Below are 19416 nucleotides of genomic sequence, written 5' to 3' on the forward strand. Positions count from 1 at the left end.
TGTCCACCCCATAGTCCCTGAGAAACTCCACCGTAGTCGCCATCGCGAAACTCCCGCCCAATCTCCATCAGGCGCGAAATCTCAGGTCACGTGAAAATGCGGAAGGTGGGGCACAGGCGACGCTTACAGAGCGCGCGATGATCGATTTGAAGAGTTTTTCGGGAAGCTGCTCGACGCGCTGGGGCTCAAAGCCGACGCCAGCCTCCCCGGCTGGTGGCAGGGCTGGCCGCCGCGCGAACATGTCCGCCGCTGGATCACCGATCTCGGCCTGACCGAGGATCGGATCGTCGCCGTGGCGCGCGACAGCCGCGAGCGCCATCCCGAACCGCCGGACGGGCCGAGGGCACTGGACAGGTCCATGGAACGGGCCGCGCGGACGGCCGAGGCCCAAAAACCCGCCGACGGAGACAAACGCCGGAAGCGCGGCAGCAAGCCTGCAGACGCGCCGCGCGCCAGCATGGACGAGATCGCGGATTTCTACGCCGGGCTGGTGAACGGCGATGGTTACCTGCCCTCCAACGCCATCTCGAACACGGTGCGCAATGCCATGCTGGAACGCGGCCTGGTCACGGCGGAACGGCTCAGGGCGCGGGGAGTAGCATGAGCATCCATTCCCGCTTCCCGAACCGCAGCGCCACCGGCAACCGCACCCGCCGCGCGCAGGGCGTCCAGCAGGCGCTGGAATGGGCGTTTCGCACCGAAAAGGCCCGGCTGGAGCTGCCCGAGCCGCCAGACAGCGAGAACGCCGACAGGCCCGGCTTCGGCCTCGAATATGTGCTGATGCAACGCGCCGCGCTGGGCTGCCGGATCGATGGTGGCCACTACAAGCCAGACAGCTCGACCCACGAAGACGCCGAGGTGATTGCGGCCTGTGTCGCGGGCCTGCCGTCCTCGCTTGGCGGGTTGCGCATGGCGATCCGCATCGCCGAACTTTCCCGCCCGGGATGACGTCCGACTGGATGCCGGGCGCCGTGCCGCGCTGCCTGCCGGTCGAGACGAAGCGCAACCAGCATGGCGAACGCTCGATCACTATCGCGGTCGGCACGACCCGTGTGCTGTCGCGCGGCAAGTGGCGGACGGTCGAGCTGCGCGCCTGCCCAATCACCTGGTCACCGCATCCCGACCAGATCGCCGCCGCGCATCGGCACTACGCACAATGGTGGCTGGCGCTGGACTGGGTGTGCGCAGGGCTGTGCGCCGGTGGCATGCTGCGGACAATCGACGTGACGGATGCGATGCCGAAACAGCAGCCGTGGGCGCGTCCTGCGAGCTGCGAACAGACCGGCAACAAAACAGTTTGACATTCGTGCCCCTCTTGACTCATAACCCGAGCATCGAAGATTGCTGCCCGAAGAAATGGCTGCCTCAGCCCCTCTTCGCCTCCCATCACCGCCGCACACCCCCCCTGCCGTGGTTCCTCCCCGGCGCTGTCCGTATTCGGGGGGGCGCAGCGCAGAAGTTTGCCAGCGTCAGGCAATTTCACCGGGGAATCCACCCGGAATCCACTTGAGCCGTCAGAGCGCTGTTTCGAACAATAAAACAAGGATTTGAGCGCTGCCGCAGGGTGGATTCCCTGGAGTCCAAATCGGAATCCACCGGAATCCAGTTTGCGGAATCCAGCCGGAATCCACACCTGTGGAATCCAGCCGGGATCCACTCGCCCGAAGCCACCCAAACCACAGGACTACCCCGCCCTATGGACCGCGCCTTTGCATTGACGTGTCGCCGGACCAACTGGATTGACCTATGTTCGCAAGATCGCATTGGGATGCCCCCGAACCGCGCACGCCAATCATCAACCCGGAGGCTTGGCCCCGTTAAACCTCGCGCTCGCGTCCTGCGAACCACCGGGCGACGACGCAGCGGCACGGTGATCGTTGCGGAATTCGGCCAGAAAGATCATCTCGGGCTCGATATCGGCCAGGTTCAGCGCTTGTTGCGCCAGCCAATCCGACAGCTCTCGAAGCATGTCGCCGGCGACATATTGCGCCGGACGGTATCGCGGGTTCCAGTCGGGTCCAGTCCAGCTGTCCCAAGGCATATTCCGGTCGATATGTGCCCCGATCCGCGAATTCAGAATCACGCATTTGCCGACGGATTGCAGCGTCGCGCGACTGATCGTGCCTCGCGGCGGGACATAGGCAGAAACCTCGCCCAGATCACAGCGATAGCCCGGCAACGGCGACCGGCCGTAAGGCGTCGCCCGGACCCCTTCGAACCATTGCCGGCCCAGCCGGAACCCGCCAGCCAGTGCCGCGGCCGAGCCGTCATGCGTGAAGTCGCAACCACTGAAGACGAACCCATAGCGCGTCCGCAAATCGGTGCTGGGCGCCACGGCCCAGGCCTGCGGCGCGCGTGTTCCACGCGATCGGATCACGCAGTTTTCAAACCACGCGGTCGACTGGCCGAAGATGAAGTCGACGTCGCCCTCGATCTCGCAACCGGTCAGGCAGGTCCGGACGGTGACACCCTTGCGCGGCGATTGAAGGTACAACGTGTCCTGAAAGCTGCTGAGAGCAACATCCTGCAACTGCACCCGGTCCGCCCCAGCGACGAGCAGCGCCACGGCCTGATGCTGGCCCTTGCGATATTGGCCCTGCGCGTTTTTCACCGTCGATTCCGGCTGGTCGCGGTCGGCGTTATAGCTGTTGCGGATGGCCAGGTTCAGAAGCTGGGTATCATCGCCTTCCACCCGCAGGACAGAAGCATGTGCCGTGGTGATCTTTTCCATCCGGGCGATGCGGTCAAAGACCGTCGTCACGGGCGCGGGGGACGTGGCGAACTGGCCCTCAAATCGCTGCCGATATTCCTCGCCCGGCATTTCGGCGTCGATATTCTCAACCAGTTGGACATCGGCGGGGACCGTCCCCAGACCGAACAGCGTCAGCGCGAAGGGCAGCCGGGGCAGATAGACCAGCCCCCGATAGGTGCCGGGCGCGATCCCGATGAAGACCCGCCCGGTCCGGCCAAGCGCTATCGCCGCGTTCACAGCCTGCTGGACGCTTGCATGTCCGCCCTGCCCGACGACCAGATCGGGCGTAAGCGCCCCGGCGATCATCCGCCCCGGCGACCAGGGATCGGCGCGGTCATCGCCGGCTTTCCCGGTATGGCCCAGCACCTGATCGCGGGTGAAAGCCGCGGCCTGCGCTTCGGTCAGTTCAGGCCGCATCACGCCCCGCCAGCGCCGCCGCCATCATCAGGGGGCCGACGCCCTTGGCATCATCGGCAACCCGGCGCTCGGTCAGGTAATATTCGGCGCTGCCATCGCGAAAACGGCCTTCGAACATGCCGAGTCCCGCGACTTCGCAAATCTCGACCATCTCGAAACCGCCGCCCGCCTTTGGCTGCACCACCTGCGACATCAGCGTCTGCGCCAATTCCTTTGGCGGCGCGCTCAGGCCCAGCCGGGCGCCTCGTAGCAGTGCATAGGTGAACATGGCCGAGGTTGAGGTCTCTTGATAATTCCCCGCCAGATCGGGCCGGTCGATGACCTGCAACCACAAACCTCCCGGCTGGCGCAGCGCCTGGATACGATCCAGCAGGTCCTCGGTACGGCCGCGCAATGGCGCGAAATCATCGCCGACCAGGTCGGCCACATCGACCAGAGCCATGGCCAGCCAGCCGATCGCCCGCGCCCAAAAGGCCGGCGACTGGCCGGTTGTCTTGTCGGCCCAAGGCTGCTCGCGCGCCTCGTCATAGGCGTGGCGGTAAAGCCCGTTCGCGGGATCGAGAAGCACTTGAAGTGCCGTGTCGATCTGGCGCAGCGAATCCTGCACCGCCTCGTGCTGGCCGGTCAGCTGCGCATGTGCGATGCGGAAGGGCTGGCCCATATAGATGCCGTCCAGCCAGATCTGCCAAGGATAGCGCAGCTTGTGCCAATAGACGCCCGAGCGCGTGCGCGGATGGGTCGCCAATTGCCGCGCCAGCAGGTCGGCAGCGGTGCGATAGCGCGCTTCGCCGGTCAGTTCATGCAGATAAAGAAGCGCGCGGCCGGGCAGGACATTGTCGATATTGTAGTCGCTGAGATTATAGCCCGACAGGCTGCCATCCGCGCCGATCTGGGCATCGGCCAATCGGTGCAGGTGGTCGAGCCAGCGCGCCTCGCCGGTTTCGCGGTGCAGCAGTTCGAGGCCACGATAGATGCAGCCGTCCTCGTAACACCATGCCCCACCCTTATAGGGCTGATAGCGGGTGACGTAATCGTCGATATAGTCATTCAACATCGTGAAGCTCCTGCAACAAGGGGCGAAGCGCGGCGTCGAGTTCGACCGTGGCAAAGCGATGCAGGATCCCGCCGTGACGGATGCGCGGCAGGTGACTGGCCATCAGCGTATCGCCCGGTTCGGCTGCATCGTCATAGCTGACACCTATGCCAGAGAGGCGAATGCCGGTCAGCGGCGCCTCTGGCAGGCCAAGGAAAGCGGCGGCGGCGTGGCGGACGCCGGTCAGGCTGACATCCTGAACCGTGATGTTGGTGATCTGCGGGGTCGTGTCGTCCACGGGCGCGGGCCGGCGCGATTGCACCGCGTCAGAGCGGCCGTCGGCATCGCAGTAATAGAAGGCATTGACGGCCAGCGCCGTGCCGACGCCGTCCATGGTCACGTCGCGCATGGCGATGCGCGCCACCTTCCCGCCCCGGCCCCGGCGCGTCTTGATGCGCAGGCCCCGGTCTGTACCACGGAATTCACAGCGGACGATCTCGACATCGGTGATATCGCCGCTCATCTCGGAGCCCATGACCACGGCACCATGGCCGTCCTGCATCAGGCAATTGGCGATGGTCATGCGGCAGGTCGGCGCAATGTGATCTGCGCGGGTGTCGTCGCCGGTGCCGCGCTTGCCGGATTTCACCGCGATGCAATCGTCGCCAACGCTGATCGACAGGCCGCGCAGCTCCAGATCGGTGCAGCTTTCGGGATCGAAACCGTCGGTATTCGGGCTGTCGGCCGGGTTTTCAATGCGCAGCGCGGCGGCTGTCACGCGGTGGCAGTTGAACGGATGCACCGTCCATGACGGCGAGTTACGGACGGTCACGCCCGACAGCACAAGATCGCGGCAATGGGCAAGAAACAGCGTTCGGGGGCGATAGGCGCCCTGCCGGCGTTCCTTGGGCCACGTCCACCAGTCGCCCCGGTCGCCGCCGCCGTCGAACACGCCGCGTCCGGTGATGGTCAGCCCGTCGCAGCCGATGGCGGTCACGGGCGAGGCGAAGCAGGCGGCGGGCAGCCCTTCCCACGTCCCGATAACGCGACCTTCGCCGTCATGTTCGGGCAGGATCGGCCATTCGCTGCGATCTCCGAGCGCGTCGATCCGCGCGCCCTCGGGCAGATACAGCGTCATGTCGGATTTCAGAAAGATCGGGCCGCTGGCATAACGGCCGGGCGGCAGCATCAGCGTGCCCCCTTTCGGCACGGCCGCAATGGCCGCCGCGAAGGCCGCCGCATTGTCGCGTGCGCCGGCCGACACGCCGTGATCGGTTGCGTCGATCAGTCCGGCGCAGGGGCGTGTGCGAAATGTCAGGCTGCTTCCGGCGATATCCAGCCGGTGTTCGGTATCGGGCTCAAGCCCTTCCAGAAACAACGGCACGATGGCCGTCCGACCTTGCGCAGCGCCGTCGTTCAGCACCCAATCCACAGGATCGGTCAGGTGATAACGGCAGCGATCGGCATCGACCATCAGAACCGCCGTCCGCGCGGTCACGGCGATGGCGTGTAAATCGGGCATGGGATTATCCTTGAGCGGCAAGTGGGCAGCGCCGGGCCAACCGGCGCCGCCCGACGGTTTACTTGTCTTCCATCGCCTCATTGACCAGCATCAGGATTTCGTCAGCGGTCTCGGTGCTGTCGATCTCGCCATAGGCATAAAGCTCCAGCGTATCCTCGATCCCAGCGCGGACATCGGGATCTTCGTTGAAGGCGCTGATGGCGGGCGCCTCGGCGGCCATCACCATGTCCTGCGCATCGACCTGGATCTGCTCGATCCCGCCATCGGCCAGCAATTGCGCCGCCGCCACATCGGACGAGGGCACCCCGCGTTCCGAGCCCATCGCGGCAATGCCTTCGGGTTCGTTGAGCAGGCAGTTCAGCACCTCGGCGGCGGCCTGCTGCTTGTCGGAATGGGCCGAGATCGAGAAGACCATCGAGGGTTTGCGGTAAACCCCGTCATTCTGTGCGCCATCGACACGCAGAAGGCCCACGGCCACCAGTTCCTGTCCATCGGCTAGCGGATCGTTGATCTTGGAATAGGTCGTATCCCACTGATAGCTGCCGCCGATCATGCCATTCGACCAATCAGCATTCTCGAACAGCGGCACGTTTCCCGCCGCCGCCATATCCGGCCAGGATTTCAGGACGTGGTTGTCGAGCATCGCCTGATACATGTCGATACCGGCCTTCAGCTCGTCGGCGGTCCACTGAACCTCGTTGGTTTCGGGGTTGATGAAGGATTTGCCGGTCTGCTGGGTCACGATCATCTGGATCATCAGCGAGGCATCAAGCCCGGTGCCTTCCAGCGGGTAATAGTTGTCGCCCAGCTTTTCGGCAAAGATCGGGCCGGCGGCCATCACATCTTCCATGGTGGTCGGAAGCGGCAGGCCGGCCTTGTCCCAGGTCGTCTTGTTGAAGAAGAACAACCGTCCGGAAACGGATGCCGGCAGCCCGTTCAGATGCCCGTCGCGGGTCGAGGAGGCCAGTTCGTCCGCGGACCATTGCGACAGGTCGATGGTGTCGGCGAAATCGTTCAGGTCCGCGAAACCGGTGCCTTCCTTGGAAAAGATCGGCAGCCAGGGCCAGTTGATCTGCATGATATCGGCCTCGGTCCCGCCGGCAAGCTGGGTCGCGACCTTCTGGAAATGGCCGTCCCAGCCGGTGAATTCGGGATTGATGGTGTGGCCAAGCTTTTCGCCACAGACCTTCAGCGCCTCCTGCGTCGCTTTGTGACGGCTGTCGCCGCCCCACCAGCTCATCCGCAGTTCTTCGGCATTGGCGATATTGCCGATGGCGGTCGTGGCCAATGCGGCAGCGATGATTGTCCTGATGCAGCCCATGATATTCCTCCCTGTCAGTTCTGCGTCTGTTGATCGGCAAGCGAGATATTCTCTCCGCTGTCCTTGTCGAAAAGATGCACGCGCGCGCCGTTGGGCCGCAACGCGACCTCAGAGCCGCGCGTCACGGCGTGATCGAAGCGATCCGTGGGCACAACCGAGATGAAGTCGGTATCGCCGATGGTGACATACATGTTTACCTCATGGCCCATGAATTCCAGGTTATGAACCTTGCCCACAAGCGCATCGGGCGTGCCAAGCGGCACCGGCTCGATATGCTGGGGGCGGATGCCGAATGTCACCGGCCCGTCGCGCATGGTCAGCCGTTCGGCCAGCCCGTCGGCGATGGAAATGGTCTGGCCGGCCAGGGTGATCTTCGGCACGCCGTCGAAGGTCAGAACGGCGGGCGCCAGGTTCATTTCCGGCATCCCTATGAACCCCGCCACAAAGGCGTTGGCCGGGCGTTCATACAGCGTCACCGGGTCGGCCACCTGCATGATATGGCCGTCCTTCATCACGCAGATGCGGTCGCCCATGGTCATCGCCTCGACCTGATCGTGGGTCACGTAGACCACGGTCGCCGGCCGGCCCTCCTCGCGCAGGCGCTTGTGCAGATCGGTGATCCGGACCCGCATCGAGGCGCGCAGCTTGGCGTCGAGGTTCGACAAGGGTTCGTCGAACAGGAACACCTCGGGCGATTTGATCAGCGCGCGCCCGACGGCGACCCGCTGCGCCTGACCGCCCGAAAGCTGCTTGGGCAGCCGGTCCAGCAATTGCTCGATCTCCAGAATGCCGGAAACCTCGTCTGTGGCGCGTTCGATCTGCGCCTGCGGTTCCTTCTTCAGCTTCAGGCCGAAGGACAGGTTCCGGCGCACCTTCATATGCGGGTAAAGCGCATAGTTCTGGAACACCATCGCGATGCCGCGCTTGCCCGGCACCAGATCGTTGACGACCTGTTCGCCGATGCGGACCTCGCCGCCGGTGATCGTCTCCAGCCCCGCGATCATGCGCAGCGTGGTCGATTTGGCGCAACCCGACGGACCCACGAGAACCATGAATTCGCCGTCTTCGACCGTCAGGTTTATGCCATGCACAGCCTTGAAGCCGCTGCCATAGACCTTTTCCACGGATTTGAGTTGAAGTTCAGCCATTATCCCTTGACCCCCCCTGTCGAGATGCCGTCGATGAAATATTTCTGAGCGATGAAGAACACGACCAGCGATGGCGTCAGTGCTAGCACCGTCATCGCAAGGATCTGGTTCCAGGCGAATGCCTCGGTCGCGTCGATGGACAGTTTTAGCGCAAGGCTGACCGGATAGTTCTCGACCGACGAGATATAGATCAGCGGGCCGAGGAAGTCGTTCATCGTCCACATGAAGACGAACAGACAGACCGAGATGATGGCCGGCCGCATCATGGGCACCACGATATACCACAGAACCTGCAGCGTATTGGCGCCGTCGACGCGGGCAGCCTCTTCCATGTCACGCGGGATCGAGCGCATGAACTGGATCAGCATGAAGACGAAGAAGGCCTCCATCGCGAACCATTGCGGCACGAAAAGCGGCAGATAGGTATCCAGCCAGCCCAGTTCGCGGAACAGCAGGTATTGCGGGATGCGGGTGACGACATCGGGCAGCAGCAGCGTCGCGATCAGGATCCCGAACAGGATCTTCTTGCCGGGAAATTCGAACCGGGCAAAGCCGTAGGCGACGATGACCGAGGATATCGCCGTGCCGATCATTTTCGGGATGACGATATACAGCGAGTTCAGGAAGAAATGCCCGAACGTATAAGGCGTCGACGTCTTCCAGCCGTCGATATAGCCCTGCACGGTCGGCTCTTTCGGAAAGAACCACGGGCTTGAGAAGATCTCGGCATTGGTCTTGAAGGACGCGCCGACCATCCAGATCAGCGGATAAAGCATGATCAGCCCCATCACCGTCAGGATGGTATAGCGGATGATCGCCCCGCGCCGTTCCTGGCGCTTCAGCTTCAGTTCCATTTCCGTCGGCGGCGTGCGGCCGGTTTCGGGATAGGACGGGATGTTTGAAATATCGACCATACCCTCAGCTCCTCTTGTCGCCAGCGTAATAGACCCACTTCTTCGACGACCAGAACGCGACCACGGTCAGCACCATGATGATGACGAACAGGATCCAGGCGATGGCACTGGCATAACCCATGTCGAAGCTTTTGAAGGCCTTGTCGTAAATATACATCGGCAGCAGATAGGTGGATTTCAGCGGCCCGCCATTGGTGATGATGTAGGGCCCGTTGAACTCCTGAAACGCCTGCACCGTCTGCATGATCAGGTTGAAGAAGATCACCGGCGTGATCAGCGGCACGGTAATGTAGCGGAAGACATGCCACTTGTTCGCACCGTCGATTGCGGCGGCCTCGTACAGCGATTTGTCGACCGATTGCAGCGCCGCGAGGAAGATCACCATGGCCGAACCGAACTGCCAGCAGCGCAGCAGGACCAGCGTGAACATCGCGTTCTGCGGATCGCCGAACCAGTTCACCGCCTCAAAGCCCAGCCCGGTCAGCATCATGTTGACCAGCCCCGCTTCCGCGAAAATATAGCGCCACAGCACCGCGATGGCGATGGAGCCGCCGAGGATCGAGGGCACGTAATAGGCGGTGCGGAAGAACCCGATCGCCTTCAGCTTGTAGTTCAGCACCACCGCGACCAGCAGCGCGAAGGCCAGCTTCAGCGGCACCGTCATGAAGACGTAGAACAGCGTCACGCTCAGCGATTTGTCGAAGGTCCGGTCGCGTGTGAACAGACGCTCGTAATTGTCCAACCCGACCCATTTCGGGGTCGAAAGCAGGTCGTAATCCGTGAATGACAGATAAAGCGAAGCCAGAAACGGAAATGCGGTAAAGACAAGCAACCCGATAATGTAAGGGGAGACATAGGCCATCCCCAGAAAACGGTTGTCACCACCCATCATGCAACCTCCCTTTGCAATTCCTGTGGAAGATGGCGGGCGGTGGCCCGGACCATCTCGACGAACATTTCGCGCGCGCGGGCGTCCGAAAGCGGTGCGATCAGCGGATCGGTGCGGAACAGGGCGAACAGGTCGCCCCAGCTTTCAGCCATGACGGCATCCAGAAGCGCGGTCTGGCGCGCGGCGTGATCGGCGACGATCCGCAGCAGCGGCGCGGGCAGGCGTCCGGCGACCAGAGGCGTCACACCCAGCGATGAAAACAGCGCGTTGGTTTCGACGATAGTGCCCTGCGGCAACCCGTCCATCTGGCCACGGTTCGGCAGGTTCACATTGCTGGTGAAGTCGCCAAGGCCCATCAGACCCCTGATCTGATCGACAAGCGCCTCGTCCGAGCGGTCGGCGAAGGGCGTGCCCTGCCCCGCCGCCAGCGCTGCCGCCTGTTCGCGTTTCTGCTGACGGTCGCGGATCCGATAGCTGACAGGCGTCAGCGTGAAGCCCCAGCCCTCATGCCCGTCCAGATAATCGGATTGCGGCATGAATTCGGCCAGATGCCGGTCCCCGGCCGCCGCCGGAATGCCGAAGCGGCGGTAAAGGTCGAACTTCACCCGCGCATCGTCCATGAACCAGGTGTCATGCTCGCTGCCCGGATCCTTGGGGCGGGGCGACCAGCCGGCCTCGGCATGCGCCTGCGCAAAGGCGCGGTACGCCGGCAGCATGTCGCGCCCGTCCAGACCGATCGCATCGACAAAGGTAAAATGGTTGATCCCCAGCACATTCACCATCACGTCGCGATGGCTGTACTGCGCCTTTCCGGCCTGCTGATTGGCGATCCAGGCGACCTGATGGCGCAGCTTGGTCACCTCGTGGCATTCGCCCCAAAGCCGGATTTCGGGGAAGGCGCGATACATGGCGCCGGTCAGCACGCTCATCGGGTTGGTCAGGTTGCAGACCCAGGCCTTCGGCGCGTGATCGCGGATGTCCTGCGCGATCTGCGCCATCATCGGGACCGCCCGCAGCGCCCGGATGAAGCCGCCGGGACCGACCGTGTCGCCGACCGCCTGCCGGATGCCGTAACGCGCCGGGATATCCACGTCCTGCGCCATATCCTCGAACCCGCCCGGCAGGATCGAGACGACGACGACATCCGCCCCCGCCAGCGCATCGGCCAGCACCGGCACCGCCTCATAGGAGGCGGGACTGCCCTTCGAGGCCGCTGCGAAACGGGCACCGATCAGCGCATTGCGCGCGGCCGCCGCATGGTCGATATCGTAAAGCCGGACATGCGCGGCAAGCGTCGTGTCATGGGCCAGATCGGCCATCAGCTTGGTCGCCCAGTTGAGCGAGCCGCCGCCGATATAGGCGATGGTAACAGGGCGCTGGCTCACATCACTGCTCCGATCTGCCAGGGGACGAATTCGTTGTCGCCAAGGCCCAGGGCCTCGGATTTGGTGACGCGGCCGGAGGCGGTCTCGCGGATCGCGTCGAAGATCTCGCGGCCCTTGTCGGCGATGCTGACGCCGGAAGACACGATATCGCCCGCATTCAGGTCCATGTCGTCGGGCATCTGCTGGAACAGCCGGTCCGAGGTCGACAGCTTGATCGTCGGCGCGGGTTTCGATCCGAAGGCCGATCCGCGCCCGGTGGTGAAGACCACGATCTGCGCCCCGCCCGCGATCTGGCCGGTCGCAGAAACCGGATCGTAGCCGGGCGTGTCCATGAAGACCAATCCCGGCACCGTCACCTGCTCGGCATAATCGTAGACCGCCCGCAGCGGCGTGGCGCCGCCCTTGGCCGCCGCACCCAGCGATTTTTCGAGAATGGTGGTGATGCCGCCCTGCTTGTTGCCGGGGCTGGGGTTATTGTCCATCGAGCCGCCGTTCTGCGCGGCATAGCCTTCCCACCAGCGGATCTGCTCGATCAGCTTCTGCGCGATGCCGGGCGTGCCGGCGCGGCGCAGCAACAACTGTTCGGCGCCGTAAATCTCGGGTGTTTCGGACAGGATCGCGGTGCCGCCCTGCGCGACGATCAGGTCGCTGGCGACGCCAAGCGCTGGGTTCGCGGTGATCGAGGAAAACCCGTCCGAGCCCCCGCATTGCAGCGCCACGCGCAGCGCCGACATGGGCTGAGGGCTGCGCGTCGCCTTGTTGACCAGTGGCAGGATCTCGGCCACGCGGGCCTTGATCGCGTCGACAGTGGCGCGGGTGCCGCCGGTGTCCTGAATGGTCAGGGCGTGGAACCGTTCCGTTCCGGCATCGCCGAAATGGGACTGCATCCGGGCGATCTGCATCACCTCGCAGCCAAGGCCCACAAAGACCGTCGCGCCGACATTGGGATGTGTCGCATAGCCCCAAAGCACCCGGTCGAGGATGTCGAAGCCGCGCCCGCTTGCGGCCATGCCGCAGCCGGTGCCATGGGCATGGGCGGTGATACCGTCGACATTCGGATAGGCGTCCAGCATCCCGCTGGCCTCGATCTCTGCCGCTGCGCGGCGGATCACGGTGGCGGAACAATTGACCGTCGCCACAAGGGCGACGTAATTGCGCGTGCCCACGCGGCCGTCCTGACGCTGATAACCCATGAAGCTCAGCAGATCGGCCTTCGGCACGGCACCCTCGGCCAGCGAAAGATCGGCACCGATGGCGTAATCCTGTTCAGGATTGGCAAAGCTGCAATTCTGCGCGTGGACATGTTCGCCCGCCGCAATGTTCTGGCTGGCGGTGCCGATGAACTGGCCGAATTTCAGCACCGGGCTGCCCGCAGCAATCGCCACGCGAGCGATCTTGTGGCCCGCCGCGACCGGCTTTTCCAGCGGCGCGCCAAGGCCAAGCGGGTCATCGCCGGCCGCCGCGCGCGCCGTCAGGACGGCGATATTGTCATTTTCCTGCAGGATCAGCGCTGCGGACATCAGACCAGCTCCTCCACTGCAGCGCGCGCACCAAGGGACCACAGTCGTTCGGCGGCGGCGGTCACCGGCAGACGCAGGCGTTCGGCCAGCTTTTCGGGAAAGACCTCGCGCACAGACAGAAGCGCCGCGACCTTGTCTGCGGGCGTGTCGGCGGCGTCGGACAGGGCGCGCAACTTTGCCGCCAGCGGGTCGCGCACGTCGATGGGCTGGCCTGCTTCACCTAGACCGCCGACATAGCGCATCCACGCCGCCACGGCGAGCCACAGTCCCGGCGAGTCGCGCCCGGCATCCAGATTTGCCTCCAGCGTGCCCAGAATGCGCTGCGGCAATTTCTGGCTGCCATCCATGGCGATCTGCCATGTGCGATGCCGGATGGCGGGGTTTTCATAGCGCTGGAACAGCGCCTCGGCGTAGTCGTTCAGGCTGACACCTTCGGGCGCGGTCACGGCGGGCACGATCTCGGACCACAGGCGCCGCGCATAGTCGGCGAAAACCGGATCGGCCATGGTGTCGGCAATGGTCTCGTGTCCCGCCAGAAAGCCCGTATAGGCCAGCGAGGAATGGGTGCCGTTCAGCATCCGCAGCTTCATATGTTCATGCGGGGTCACGTCGGCGACCATCTCGGCCCCGGCGGCGGCGAAATCGGGGCGGATGCCGGCCACGAAATCATCCTCGATCGCCCATTGCGCGAAGGGTTCGTGCATCACCGGCGCGGCGTCATATGTGCCGGTCAGTTCGGACACGCGGGCAATATCCGCATCGGTCGTGGCCGGGGTGATGCGATCGACCATGGTCGAGGGAAAGCGCGCTTCGGCCGCGATCCAACCGGCCAACGCCGGATTCAGCGCCCGCGCGAAGTCCAGCACCAGCCCGCGCACGAGCTTGCCGTTTTCCGGCAGGTTGTCGCAGGTCAGCACGGTAAAGGGCGGAAGTCCCGCATCGCGGCGGCGTTGCAGGGCGCGGACCAGATAGCCGATGGCCGAAACCGGCGCGGCCGCGGTCAGGTCGTGGCGGATATCGGGGTGATCCATGTTCAGCGCACCGGTCGCCGGATTGTGGCAATAGCCCTTTTCCGTCACCGTCAGCGTCACGATCTTCACGCCCGGATCGGCCATCGCCGCCAGCACGGCTTCGGGGTTTTCCGGTGCGACGAGCACGTCGTTCAGCACCTCGATTCGGCGCGCGGTTTCGCCGTCCGGCCCAAGCGATACGGAATGATAGGTCCAGCCCTGCGGCGCCAGCGCGTCGCGCGTATCGGGGCTGCGCAGCGAGACCCCGACAATCCCCCATTCCCCGCCCGAGGCCGCCATCGCATCAGCAATATAGACGCAGCCAAAGGCCCGAAAGAACGCGCCCAGCCCCAGATGGACGATGCCGGTCGCGGGGCGTTCGCCGCCAGAGGGGGAAAGGCGATCAGCGGGCAAGCCAGCCTCCATCGACATTCAGGATCGCGCCGTGGACATAGCGGGCGGCCGGCGTGCACAGATAAACCGCCGCCCCCGCAATATCCGAGGCCTCGCCCCAGCGACCGGCGGGGATGCGGTCGAGAATGGCCTGGCTGCGCGCGGGATCGGCGCGCAGGGCCTCGGTATTATTGGTCACGATATAGCCGGGCGCCACGGCGTTGACATTGATGCCCTTCGCCGCCCATTCATTCGCCAGCAACTTGGTCAGCCCGGCAACGCCGTGTTTCGCGGCCGTATAGGACGGCACCCGGACCCCGCCCTGAAAGGAAAGAAGCGAGGCGATATTCACCACCGCGCCCTGCCCACCCTGCGCCAAAACGGCCTTGGCGAAGGCCTGCGTGGTAAAGAACAGCGCCTTGAGGTTGACGTCGATCACCGCGTCCCAGTCCTCTTCGGTGAACTCGACGGCATCGTTGCGGCGGATGATGCCGGCATTGTTGATCAGGATGTCGATGCCTTGCCCGTCGAACAGGCCCTGTCCGGCCATCGGGTCGGCGAAATCGACCAGAACCGAATCCGCACGGCCGCCCGCATCCCTGACCATGGCCACGGTCTCGTCGCTGGCCCGGCGCCCGGCGCACAGCACCTCGGCACCGGCAGCGGCAAGCCCGACGGCAATGGCCTGACCGATCCCGGTATTGGCGCCGGTCACCAGGGCGCGGCGCCCTTCAAGCGAGAAGGGGTTTGTCACCGCAAATCCTCCATCGCGACCATATCCATATCGGCGAAATCGACATTGTCGCCGGCCATCGCCCAGCAGAAGGTATAGGACGAGGTGCCGGCCCCCGAATGGATCGACCAGGGCGGCGAGATCACGGCTTCTTCATTGGCCATGACGATATGACGGGTCTGCGACGGCTCGCCCATGAAATGGAAGACGCGCTGACCTTCGGGCAGTTGGAAATACAGATAGGCTTCCATCCGACGGTCGTGCAAATGGGCCGGCATGGTATTCCAGACAGAGCCTTCGACGAATTGCGTATAGCCCAGCAGAAGCTGGCAGGTCTGGCAGACCTCGGGATGCAGGAACTGGATGATGACGCGTTCGTTCGCGGTTTCGCGCGCGCCAAGCTCGACCCGGCGGGCATCGGCCAGCTTGATCAGTTTGGTCGGATAGGTCTGATGCGCCGGCGCCGACAGGATATAGAACCGCCCCGCGCCAGAGAAGCTGACCGGGCCCGCGCCCATCCCGATATACAGCACTTCGCCGCTTTCCAGGCTGTAATCCTGCCCGCCCACGCTGACCGTGCCGGTTTCGCCGATATTCAGCACGCCCATCTCGCGCCGGTCGAGAACCGACGGCGTGCCGGTTTCCGGCACATGATCCAGCACCAATGTGCCGCCCGCCGGCACGGCCGAGCCCAGCATCAGGCGGTCGTAATGGCTGTAGACGAGGTTGATCTCGGCGTCCTTGAACAGGCCGCCGACATGGAAATGATCGCGAAGCTGATCGGTATCCAGCGTCTTCGCCGTGGCGGGATCAATGGCGTGGCGGGTCTGGGTCTTCAGCATGTCTCGGGCCTTTCCAAATTAAAGAAAATCGTCGCGGCGGGGCGTGAAGGTGTCGATCAGCGTCCCCGCCTCGTGGCAGATGCAGCCGTGCTGCGCGCGCGATGGGATCACCAGACTGTCGCCCGGCCCCAATTCGTGTTCGGCACCATCAAGCAAGAAGGTGAAGCGCCCGGCCTCGACATAGGTCGATTGCACATGCGGGTGATTGTGAAGCGCGCCTTTCGCGCCGCTGTCGAAACGGAAGGCCACGACCATCATGTCGGGGTTTTCCGCCAGAACCTGCCGGGTCACGCCGGGGTCGGTCGGGACGATGGGATAGGTCATGTTCTCCTCCTCCGCCGGGGCGGTCACAGTCGATAGGCTTCCTTGGCAAGCCGGTAAGTCAGGTCATGCGCGACCTCGGGCGCCTCATCCGCGTCCAGTCGGCCGGTGGTGACAAGATTGGCCAGAAAGGCGCAGTCGACCCGGCGCGCGACGTCATGGCGCGCGGGGATCGAACAGAAGGCGCGGGTGTCGTCATTGAAGCCGACGGTGTTGTAGAAGCCGGCAGTTTCCGTCGCCATTTCGCGGAAACGCATCATCCCTTCATAGCTGTCATGGAACCACCAGGGCGGCCCCAGCTTCAGCGCCGGATAGACGCCGGCCAGCGGCGCAAGTTCGCGCGAGTAACTGGTTTCATCCAGCGTGAACAGGATCACCGTCAGATCGGACCGCCCGCCGACCGCATTCAGCAGCGGCCGCAGCGCATTGACGTAATCCGTCCGCGTCGGGATATCGCAGCCCTTGTCGCGACCGAACCGCGCCATGATCTCGGCCGAATGGTTGCGCGCCGATCCGGGGTGGATTTGCAGGACCAGCCCGTCATCAAGGCTCATCCGGGCCATTTCGGTCAGCATCTGGCCACGGAAGGCATCGGCTTCCTGGGGCGTGCAGGCGCCACGCAGCGCCTTGTCGAACAGCTTCGCGGCCTGATCCTGCGGTAGATCCTCGGTCCGGGCGGTCGCATGGCCGTGATCGCTGGAGGTGGCGCCGAAGCTTTTGAAGAAGGCGCGGCGGTTGCGATGGGCGGCCAGATAACCGGCCCAGGTCGTCGCATCTTCGCCCGCCAGTTCGCCCAGCTTTTCGACATTCGCCGCAAAACCGTCAAATTCAGGATCGACCACGGCGTCGGGGCGATAGGCCGTCACCACCTTGCCGCCCCAGCCGCTGTCCCGGATCATCTTGTGCCATTTCAGATCGTCAAGTGCGCTTTCCGTGGTCGAGATCGCCTCGATATTGAAACGCTCGAACAGGGCGCGGGGGCGGAATTCCTCACGCCCAAGGCAATCGGCGATCTGGTCATAGATCTTGTTGGCAGTCGCGCCCGAAAATCGGTCGGTGATGCCGAAGACGTTCTGAAACGCGTGTTCGACCCACATGCGCGAGGGCGTGGCGCGGAACAGATGAAAATTATCGGCAAACAGACGCCAGATCTTGCGCGATTCCGTCTCGGTCCGACCGCCATCGGCACGGGGCACGCCCAGTTGTTCAAGCGGGACGCCCTGCGAATGCAACATCCGGAAGACGTAATGATCAGGCGTCACGAAAAGCTGGGCCGGATCGGGAAAAGGCTGATTTTCGGCGAACCAGCGTGGATCGGTATGCCCATGCGGGCTGATGATCGGCAGGTCCTTGATGCCGGCGTAAAGGTCGCGCGCAATGGCACGGGTCGCAGGATCGGCCGGAAACAGTCGGTCTTCGCTCAGCATTGCCATCACTCCCCCAAACGGCGAATCGTCGGTCGGCTTCACGACCTGACAACTAATATCCTAGGTTCGCGTATCCGTCTTGTCAAATAATATCCTAGTTGCTAAGATGGTGACGTGAGATGGAGGAAAGGTGGGCGCGTGCAGACGACTGTGACCTATGATGAGGCCGGGCTGGACCTGCCGACGATCACACCACCTACCCGCCCCTCGGTCGCGGATCAGGTGTTCAGACTTCTGCAAGAGCGGATCCTGCGGCTGGAACTGCCGCCCCTGACCAAGATCAGCGAGGCTGACATCGCCAAGCGCCTTGGTGTGTCGCGCCAGCCCGTGCGAGAGGCGTTCAAGCGCCTGGAACGGCAGGGATTTTTGCAGATTCGCCCGCAAAGCGGCACCATGGTCAGCCTGATCTCGGAAGAGGCGATCCAGCGCGCGCGGTTCATCCGCACTGCCCTGGAGGTGCAGATGGTCCGCACCGCCTGCGAGGTGCTGGCCCCGGAAGATATCGCCGCACTGAAATCGCTGATCGACCAGCAAAGGACTGCGGCCGAAAGCGGCGATGCGGCGCTGTTTCACCGTCTGGACGAAGATTTCCACAGCGCGATCTGCGCGCGCTCGGGCCACGGTTATGTCTGGGATCTGATCCACGATCACAAGGCGCATATGGACAGGGTGCGAATGCTGTCGCTCAGCGCGAATTCGCAGCAGTTTGCGCTGCAGGAACATATCCAGATCCACAGCGCGATTGCCGCGAAAGACCCAGATGCCGCAGCCAAAGCGATGACGCGGCACCTGTCGCGGATTGACGTGCTGATCGCCCAGATCAAGACGCAGAATCATGACTGGTTCGTGGATACAAAGGCATGAAGCGCATCGTCGCGATCGGGGAATGCATGGTCGAGCTGTCACCCACGGCGGCGCAGGGCCAGTATGGGCTGGGCTTTGCCGGCGATACGCTGAACGCCGCCTGGTATCTGCGCCGGTTGATGGGCGATAACGGGCAGGTCGATTACCTGACGGCCGTCGGCACCGATACAATATCGGATCAGATGCTTGGCTTTCTGAAAGATGCCGGGATCGGCACAACCCATATCCAGCGCCGGCCGGACCGCACGGTCGGGCTATATCTGATCCAGTTGGATCATGGCGAACGCAGCTTCGCCTATTGGCGCGACGAAAGTGCCGCGCGGGCGATGGCGCAGGATGCCGAGGCGCTGCGCCTTGCGCTGAGCGGCGCCGATATCGCCTATCTCTCTGGCATAACCATCGCCATCCTGCCGCCCGACGACCGCACCGTTTTGGCCGGCATCCTGTCGGACTTCCGCGCCGGTGGCGGCACCGTCGTCTTCGATCCGAACCTTCGGCCGCGCCTGTGGAAAAGCGACGCGGAAATGACGGGTGCGATCATGGACTTCGCGCATGTGTCGGATATCGTCCTGCCATCTTATGAAGACGAGGCGACCTGGTTCGGCGATGCCGATCCGCGGGCGACCGCGCGGCGCTATACCGATGCGGGCGCGGGCTATGTTGTCGTCAAGAACGGCCCCGGAGATATTTTCGTGACCCATGACGGGCGCGAGTTCATCAGCAAGGTCCAGCCCGCAGCAAAGGTCGTCGACACCACCGCCGCCGGCGACAGCTTCAATGCTGGCTTCCTTGCCGCCCATCTTGCGGGACACAGCGCCGAGGAGGCCGTCACCAGCGGCGCCGCATTGTCGGCGCGGGTGATCGGTCAGTACGGGGCGCTTTCCGAGCTGGCGACGGAATAGCCCCGCCCCCTGAACTGGGACGG

At 63.9% G+C, this 19416-nt stretch carries 18 protein-coding genes and 1 pseudogene; 4 read left to right on the forward strand and 15 right to left on the reverse strand.

The window, feature by feature from the left end; genetic code table 11:
• Window positions 1-67: 67 nt before the first annotated feature.
• Window positions 68-319, reverse strand: coding sequence for a hypothetical protein (locus FNJ84_RS22485; RefSeq protein ID WP_255471320.1), 252 nt, complete (start codon window positions 317-319; stop codon window positions 68-70).
• A gap of 39 nt (window positions 320-358) precedes the next feature.
• On the opposite strand from FNJ84_RS22485, the gene FNJ84_RS22490 reads away from it, so the two are divergent.
• Window positions 359-604: a hypothetical protein gene (locus FNJ84_RS22490; protein ID WP_255471321.1), complete on the forward strand. Its 246-nt coding sequence runs from the start codon at window positions 359-361 to the stop codon at window positions 602-604.
• Window positions 601-1301 (forward strand): annotated as a pseudogene (locus tag FNJ84_RS19900) (hypothetical protein). The gene FNJ84_RS22490 and the pseudogene FNJ84_RS19900 overlap by 4 nt, the downstream one beginning before the upstream one ends.
• 494 nt (window positions 1302-1795) lie before the next feature.
• Here the strand turns inward: FNJ84_RS19900 and FNJ84_RS19905 are convergent.
• The 14 genes from FNJ84_RS19905 to uxaC all read right to left on the reverse strand — a co-directional run bounded on the left by FNJ84_RS19905 (window position 1796) and on the right by uxaC (window position 17633).
• Window positions 1796-3169 carry a pectinesterase family protein gene (locus tag FNJ84_RS19905; RefSeq protein WP_143794933.1) on the reverse strand — a complete coding sequence of 458 codons (1374 nt, stop codon included), beginning with the start codon at window positions 3167-3169 and terminating at the stop codon, window positions 1796-1798.
• Window positions 3159-4223 carry a glycoside hydrolase family 105 protein gene (locus tag FNJ84_RS19910; RefSeq protein ID WP_143794934.1) on the reverse strand — a complete coding sequence of 355 codons (1065 nt, stop codon included), beginning with the start codon at window positions 4221-4223 and terminating at the stop codon, window positions 3159-3161. Before FNJ84_RS19910 ends, FNJ84_RS19905 begins: the two co-directional genes overlap by 11 nt.
• Window positions 4213-5724, reverse strand: a complete 1512-nt coding sequence (locus tag FNJ84_RS19915) for a glycoside hydrolase family 28 protein (RefSeq protein WP_185968614.1) — start codon at window positions 5722-5724, stop codon at window positions 4213-4215. Before FNJ84_RS19915 ends, FNJ84_RS19910 begins: the two co-directional genes overlap by 11 nt.
• Before the next feature lie 58 nt (window positions 5725-5782).
• Window positions 5783-7045, reverse strand: a complete 1263-nt coding sequence (locus tag FNJ84_RS19920; protein ID WP_143794936.1) for an ABC transporter substrate-binding protein — start codon at window positions 7043-7045, stop codon at window positions 5783-5785.
• 14 nt (window positions 7046-7059) lie between these two features.
• Window positions 7060-8193, reverse strand: a complete 1134-nt coding sequence (locus FNJ84_RS19925) for an ABC transporter ATP-binding protein (RefSeq protein ID WP_143794937.1) — start codon at window positions 8191-8193, stop codon at window positions 7060-7062.
• A complete protein-coding gene (locus FNJ84_RS19930; protein WP_363323870.1) occupies window positions 8193-9047 on the reverse strand; it encodes a carbohydrate ABC transporter permease in 855 nt (284 codons plus the stop codon). Before FNJ84_RS19930 ends, FNJ84_RS19925 begins: the two co-directional genes overlap by 1 nt.
• A 64-nt stretch (window positions 9048-9111) precedes the next feature.
• Entirely contained in the window at window positions 9112-9999 is an 888-nt protein-coding gene (locus FNJ84_RS19935) for a carbohydrate ABC transporter permease (protein ID WP_255471323.1), read from the reverse strand.
• Complete coding sequence (locus tag FNJ84_RS19940; RefSeq protein WP_255471324.1) at window positions 9996-11381, reverse strand: alpha-galactosidase; 1386 nt, start codon at window positions 11379-11381, stop codon at window positions 9996-9998. Before FNJ84_RS19940 ends, FNJ84_RS19935 begins: the two co-directional genes overlap by 4 nt.
• On the reverse strand, window positions 11378-12901 hold the full coding sequence (locus tag FNJ84_RS19945; RefSeq protein ID WP_143794939.1) for a UxaA family hydrolase: 1524 nt from the start codon (window positions 12899-12901) through the stop codon (window positions 11378-11380). Before FNJ84_RS19945 ends, FNJ84_RS19940 begins: the two co-directional genes overlap by 4 nt.
• Entirely contained in the window at window positions 12901-14325 is a 1425-nt protein-coding gene (locus tag FNJ84_RS19950; protein WP_221932017.1) for a mannitol dehydrogenase family protein, read from the reverse strand. The genes FNJ84_RS19945 and FNJ84_RS19950 overlap by 1 nt, the downstream gene beginning before the upstream one ends.
• Window positions 14315-15058, reverse strand: coding sequence for a 2-dehydro-3-deoxy-D-gluconate 5-dehydrogenase KduD (gene kduD, locus FNJ84_RS19955; protein WP_143794941.1), 744 nt, complete (start codon window positions 15056-15058; stop codon window positions 14315-14317). Before kduD ends, FNJ84_RS19950 begins: the two co-directional genes overlap by 11 nt.
• Window positions 15055-15879, reverse strand: a complete 825-nt coding sequence (gene kduI / locus FNJ84_RS19960) for a 5-dehydro-4-deoxy-D-glucuronate isomerase (RefSeq protein WP_143794942.1) — start codon at window positions 15877-15879, stop codon at window positions 15055-15057. The genes kduD and kduI overlap by 4 nt, the downstream gene beginning before the upstream one ends.
• 18 nt (window positions 15880-15897) lie before the next feature.
• Window positions 15898-16203: a cupin domain-containing protein gene (locus tag FNJ84_RS19965; protein ID WP_143794943.1), complete on the reverse strand. Its 306-nt coding sequence runs from the start codon at window positions 16201-16203 to the stop codon at window positions 15898-15900.
• A 23-nt stretch (window positions 16204-16226) separates the two neighbouring features.
• Complete coding sequence (uxaC, locus tag FNJ84_RS19970) at window positions 16227-17633, reverse strand: glucuronate isomerase (protein ID WP_143794944.1); 1407 nt, start codon at window positions 17631-17633, stop codon at window positions 16227-16229.
• Between the two features lie 132 nt (window positions 17634-17765).
• On the opposite strand from uxaC, the gene FNJ84_RS19975 reads away from it, so the two are divergent.
• Both FNJ84_RS19975 and FNJ84_RS19980 read left to right on the forward strand, forming a co-directional pair.
• Window positions 17766-18491, forward strand: a complete 726-nt coding sequence (locus FNJ84_RS19975; RefSeq protein WP_255471329.1) for a GntR family transcriptional regulator — start codon at window positions 17766-17768, stop codon at window positions 18489-18491.
• On the forward strand, window positions 18488-19393 hold the full coding sequence (locus FNJ84_RS19980; protein ID WP_143794945.1) for a sugar kinase: 906 nt from the start codon (window positions 18488-18490) through the stop codon (window positions 19391-19393). Before FNJ84_RS19975 ends, FNJ84_RS19980 begins: the two co-directional genes overlap by 4 nt.
• Window positions 19394-19416: the final 23 nt, after the last annotated feature.

It is taken from the genome of Paracoccus sp. M683 (genome assembly GCF_007096355.1).
Taxonomy (GTDB): Bacteria; Pseudomonadota; Alphaproteobacteria; order Rhodobacterales; family Rhodobacteraceae; genus Paracoccus.

Bases quoted from the DNA above. Each gene is read 5' to 3' on its own strand.
- FNJ84_RS22485 (WP_255471320.1), bottom strand. From the start codon at position 319: ATGGCGCTCGCGGCTGTCGCGCGCCACGGCGACGATCCGATCCTCGGT.
- FNJ84_RS22490 (WP_255471321.1), top strand. From the start codon at position 359: ATGGAACGGGCCGCGCGGACGGCCGAGGCCCAAAAACCCGCCGACGGA.
- FNJ84_RS19905 (WP_143794933.1), bottom strand. From the start codon at position 3,169: ATGCGGCCTGAACTGACCGAAGCGCAGGCCGCGGCTTTCACCCGCGAT.
- FNJ84_RS19910 (WP_143794934.1), bottom strand. From the start codon at position 4,223: ATGTTGAATGACTATATCGACGATTACGTCACCCGCTATCAGCCCTAT.
- FNJ84_RS19915 (WP_185968614.1), bottom strand. From the start codon at position 5,724: ATGCCCGATTTACACGCCATCGCCGTGACCGCGCGGACGGCGGTTCTG.
- FNJ84_RS19920 (WP_143794936.1), bottom strand. From the start codon at position 7,045: ATGGGCTGCATCAGGACAATCATCGCTGCCGCATTGGCCACGACCGCC.
- FNJ84_RS19925 (WP_143794937.1), bottom strand. From the start codon at position 8,193: ATGGCTGAACTTCAACTCAAATCCGTGGAAAAGGTCTATGGCAGCGGC.
- FNJ84_RS19930 (WP_363323870.1), bottom strand. From the start codon at position 9,047: ATGGAACTGAAGCTGAAGCGCCAGGAACGGCGCGGGGCGATCATCCGC.
- FNJ84_RS19935 (WP_255471323.1), bottom strand. From the start codon at position 9,999: ATGATGGGTGGTGACAACCGTTTTCTGGGGATGGCCTATGTCTCCCCT.
- FNJ84_RS19945 (WP_143794939.1), bottom strand. From the start codon at position 12,901: ATGTCCGCAGCGCTGATCCTGCAGGAAAATGACAATATCGCCGTCCTG.
- kduI (WP_143794942.1), bottom strand. From the start codon at position 15,879: ATGCTGAAGACCCAGACCCGCCACGCCATTGATCCCGCCACGGCGAAG.
- FNJ84_RS19965 (WP_143794943.1), bottom strand. From the start codon at position 16,203: ATGACCTATCCCATCGTCCCGACCGACCCCGGCGTGACCCGGCAGGTT.
- uxaC (WP_143794944.1), bottom strand. From the start codon at position 17,633: ATGGCAATGCTGAGCGAAGACCGACTGTTTCCGGCCGATCCTGCGACC.
- FNJ84_RS19980 (WP_143794945.1), top strand. From the start codon at position 18,488: ATGAAGCGCATCGTCGCGATCGGGGAATGCATGGTCGAGCTGTCACCC.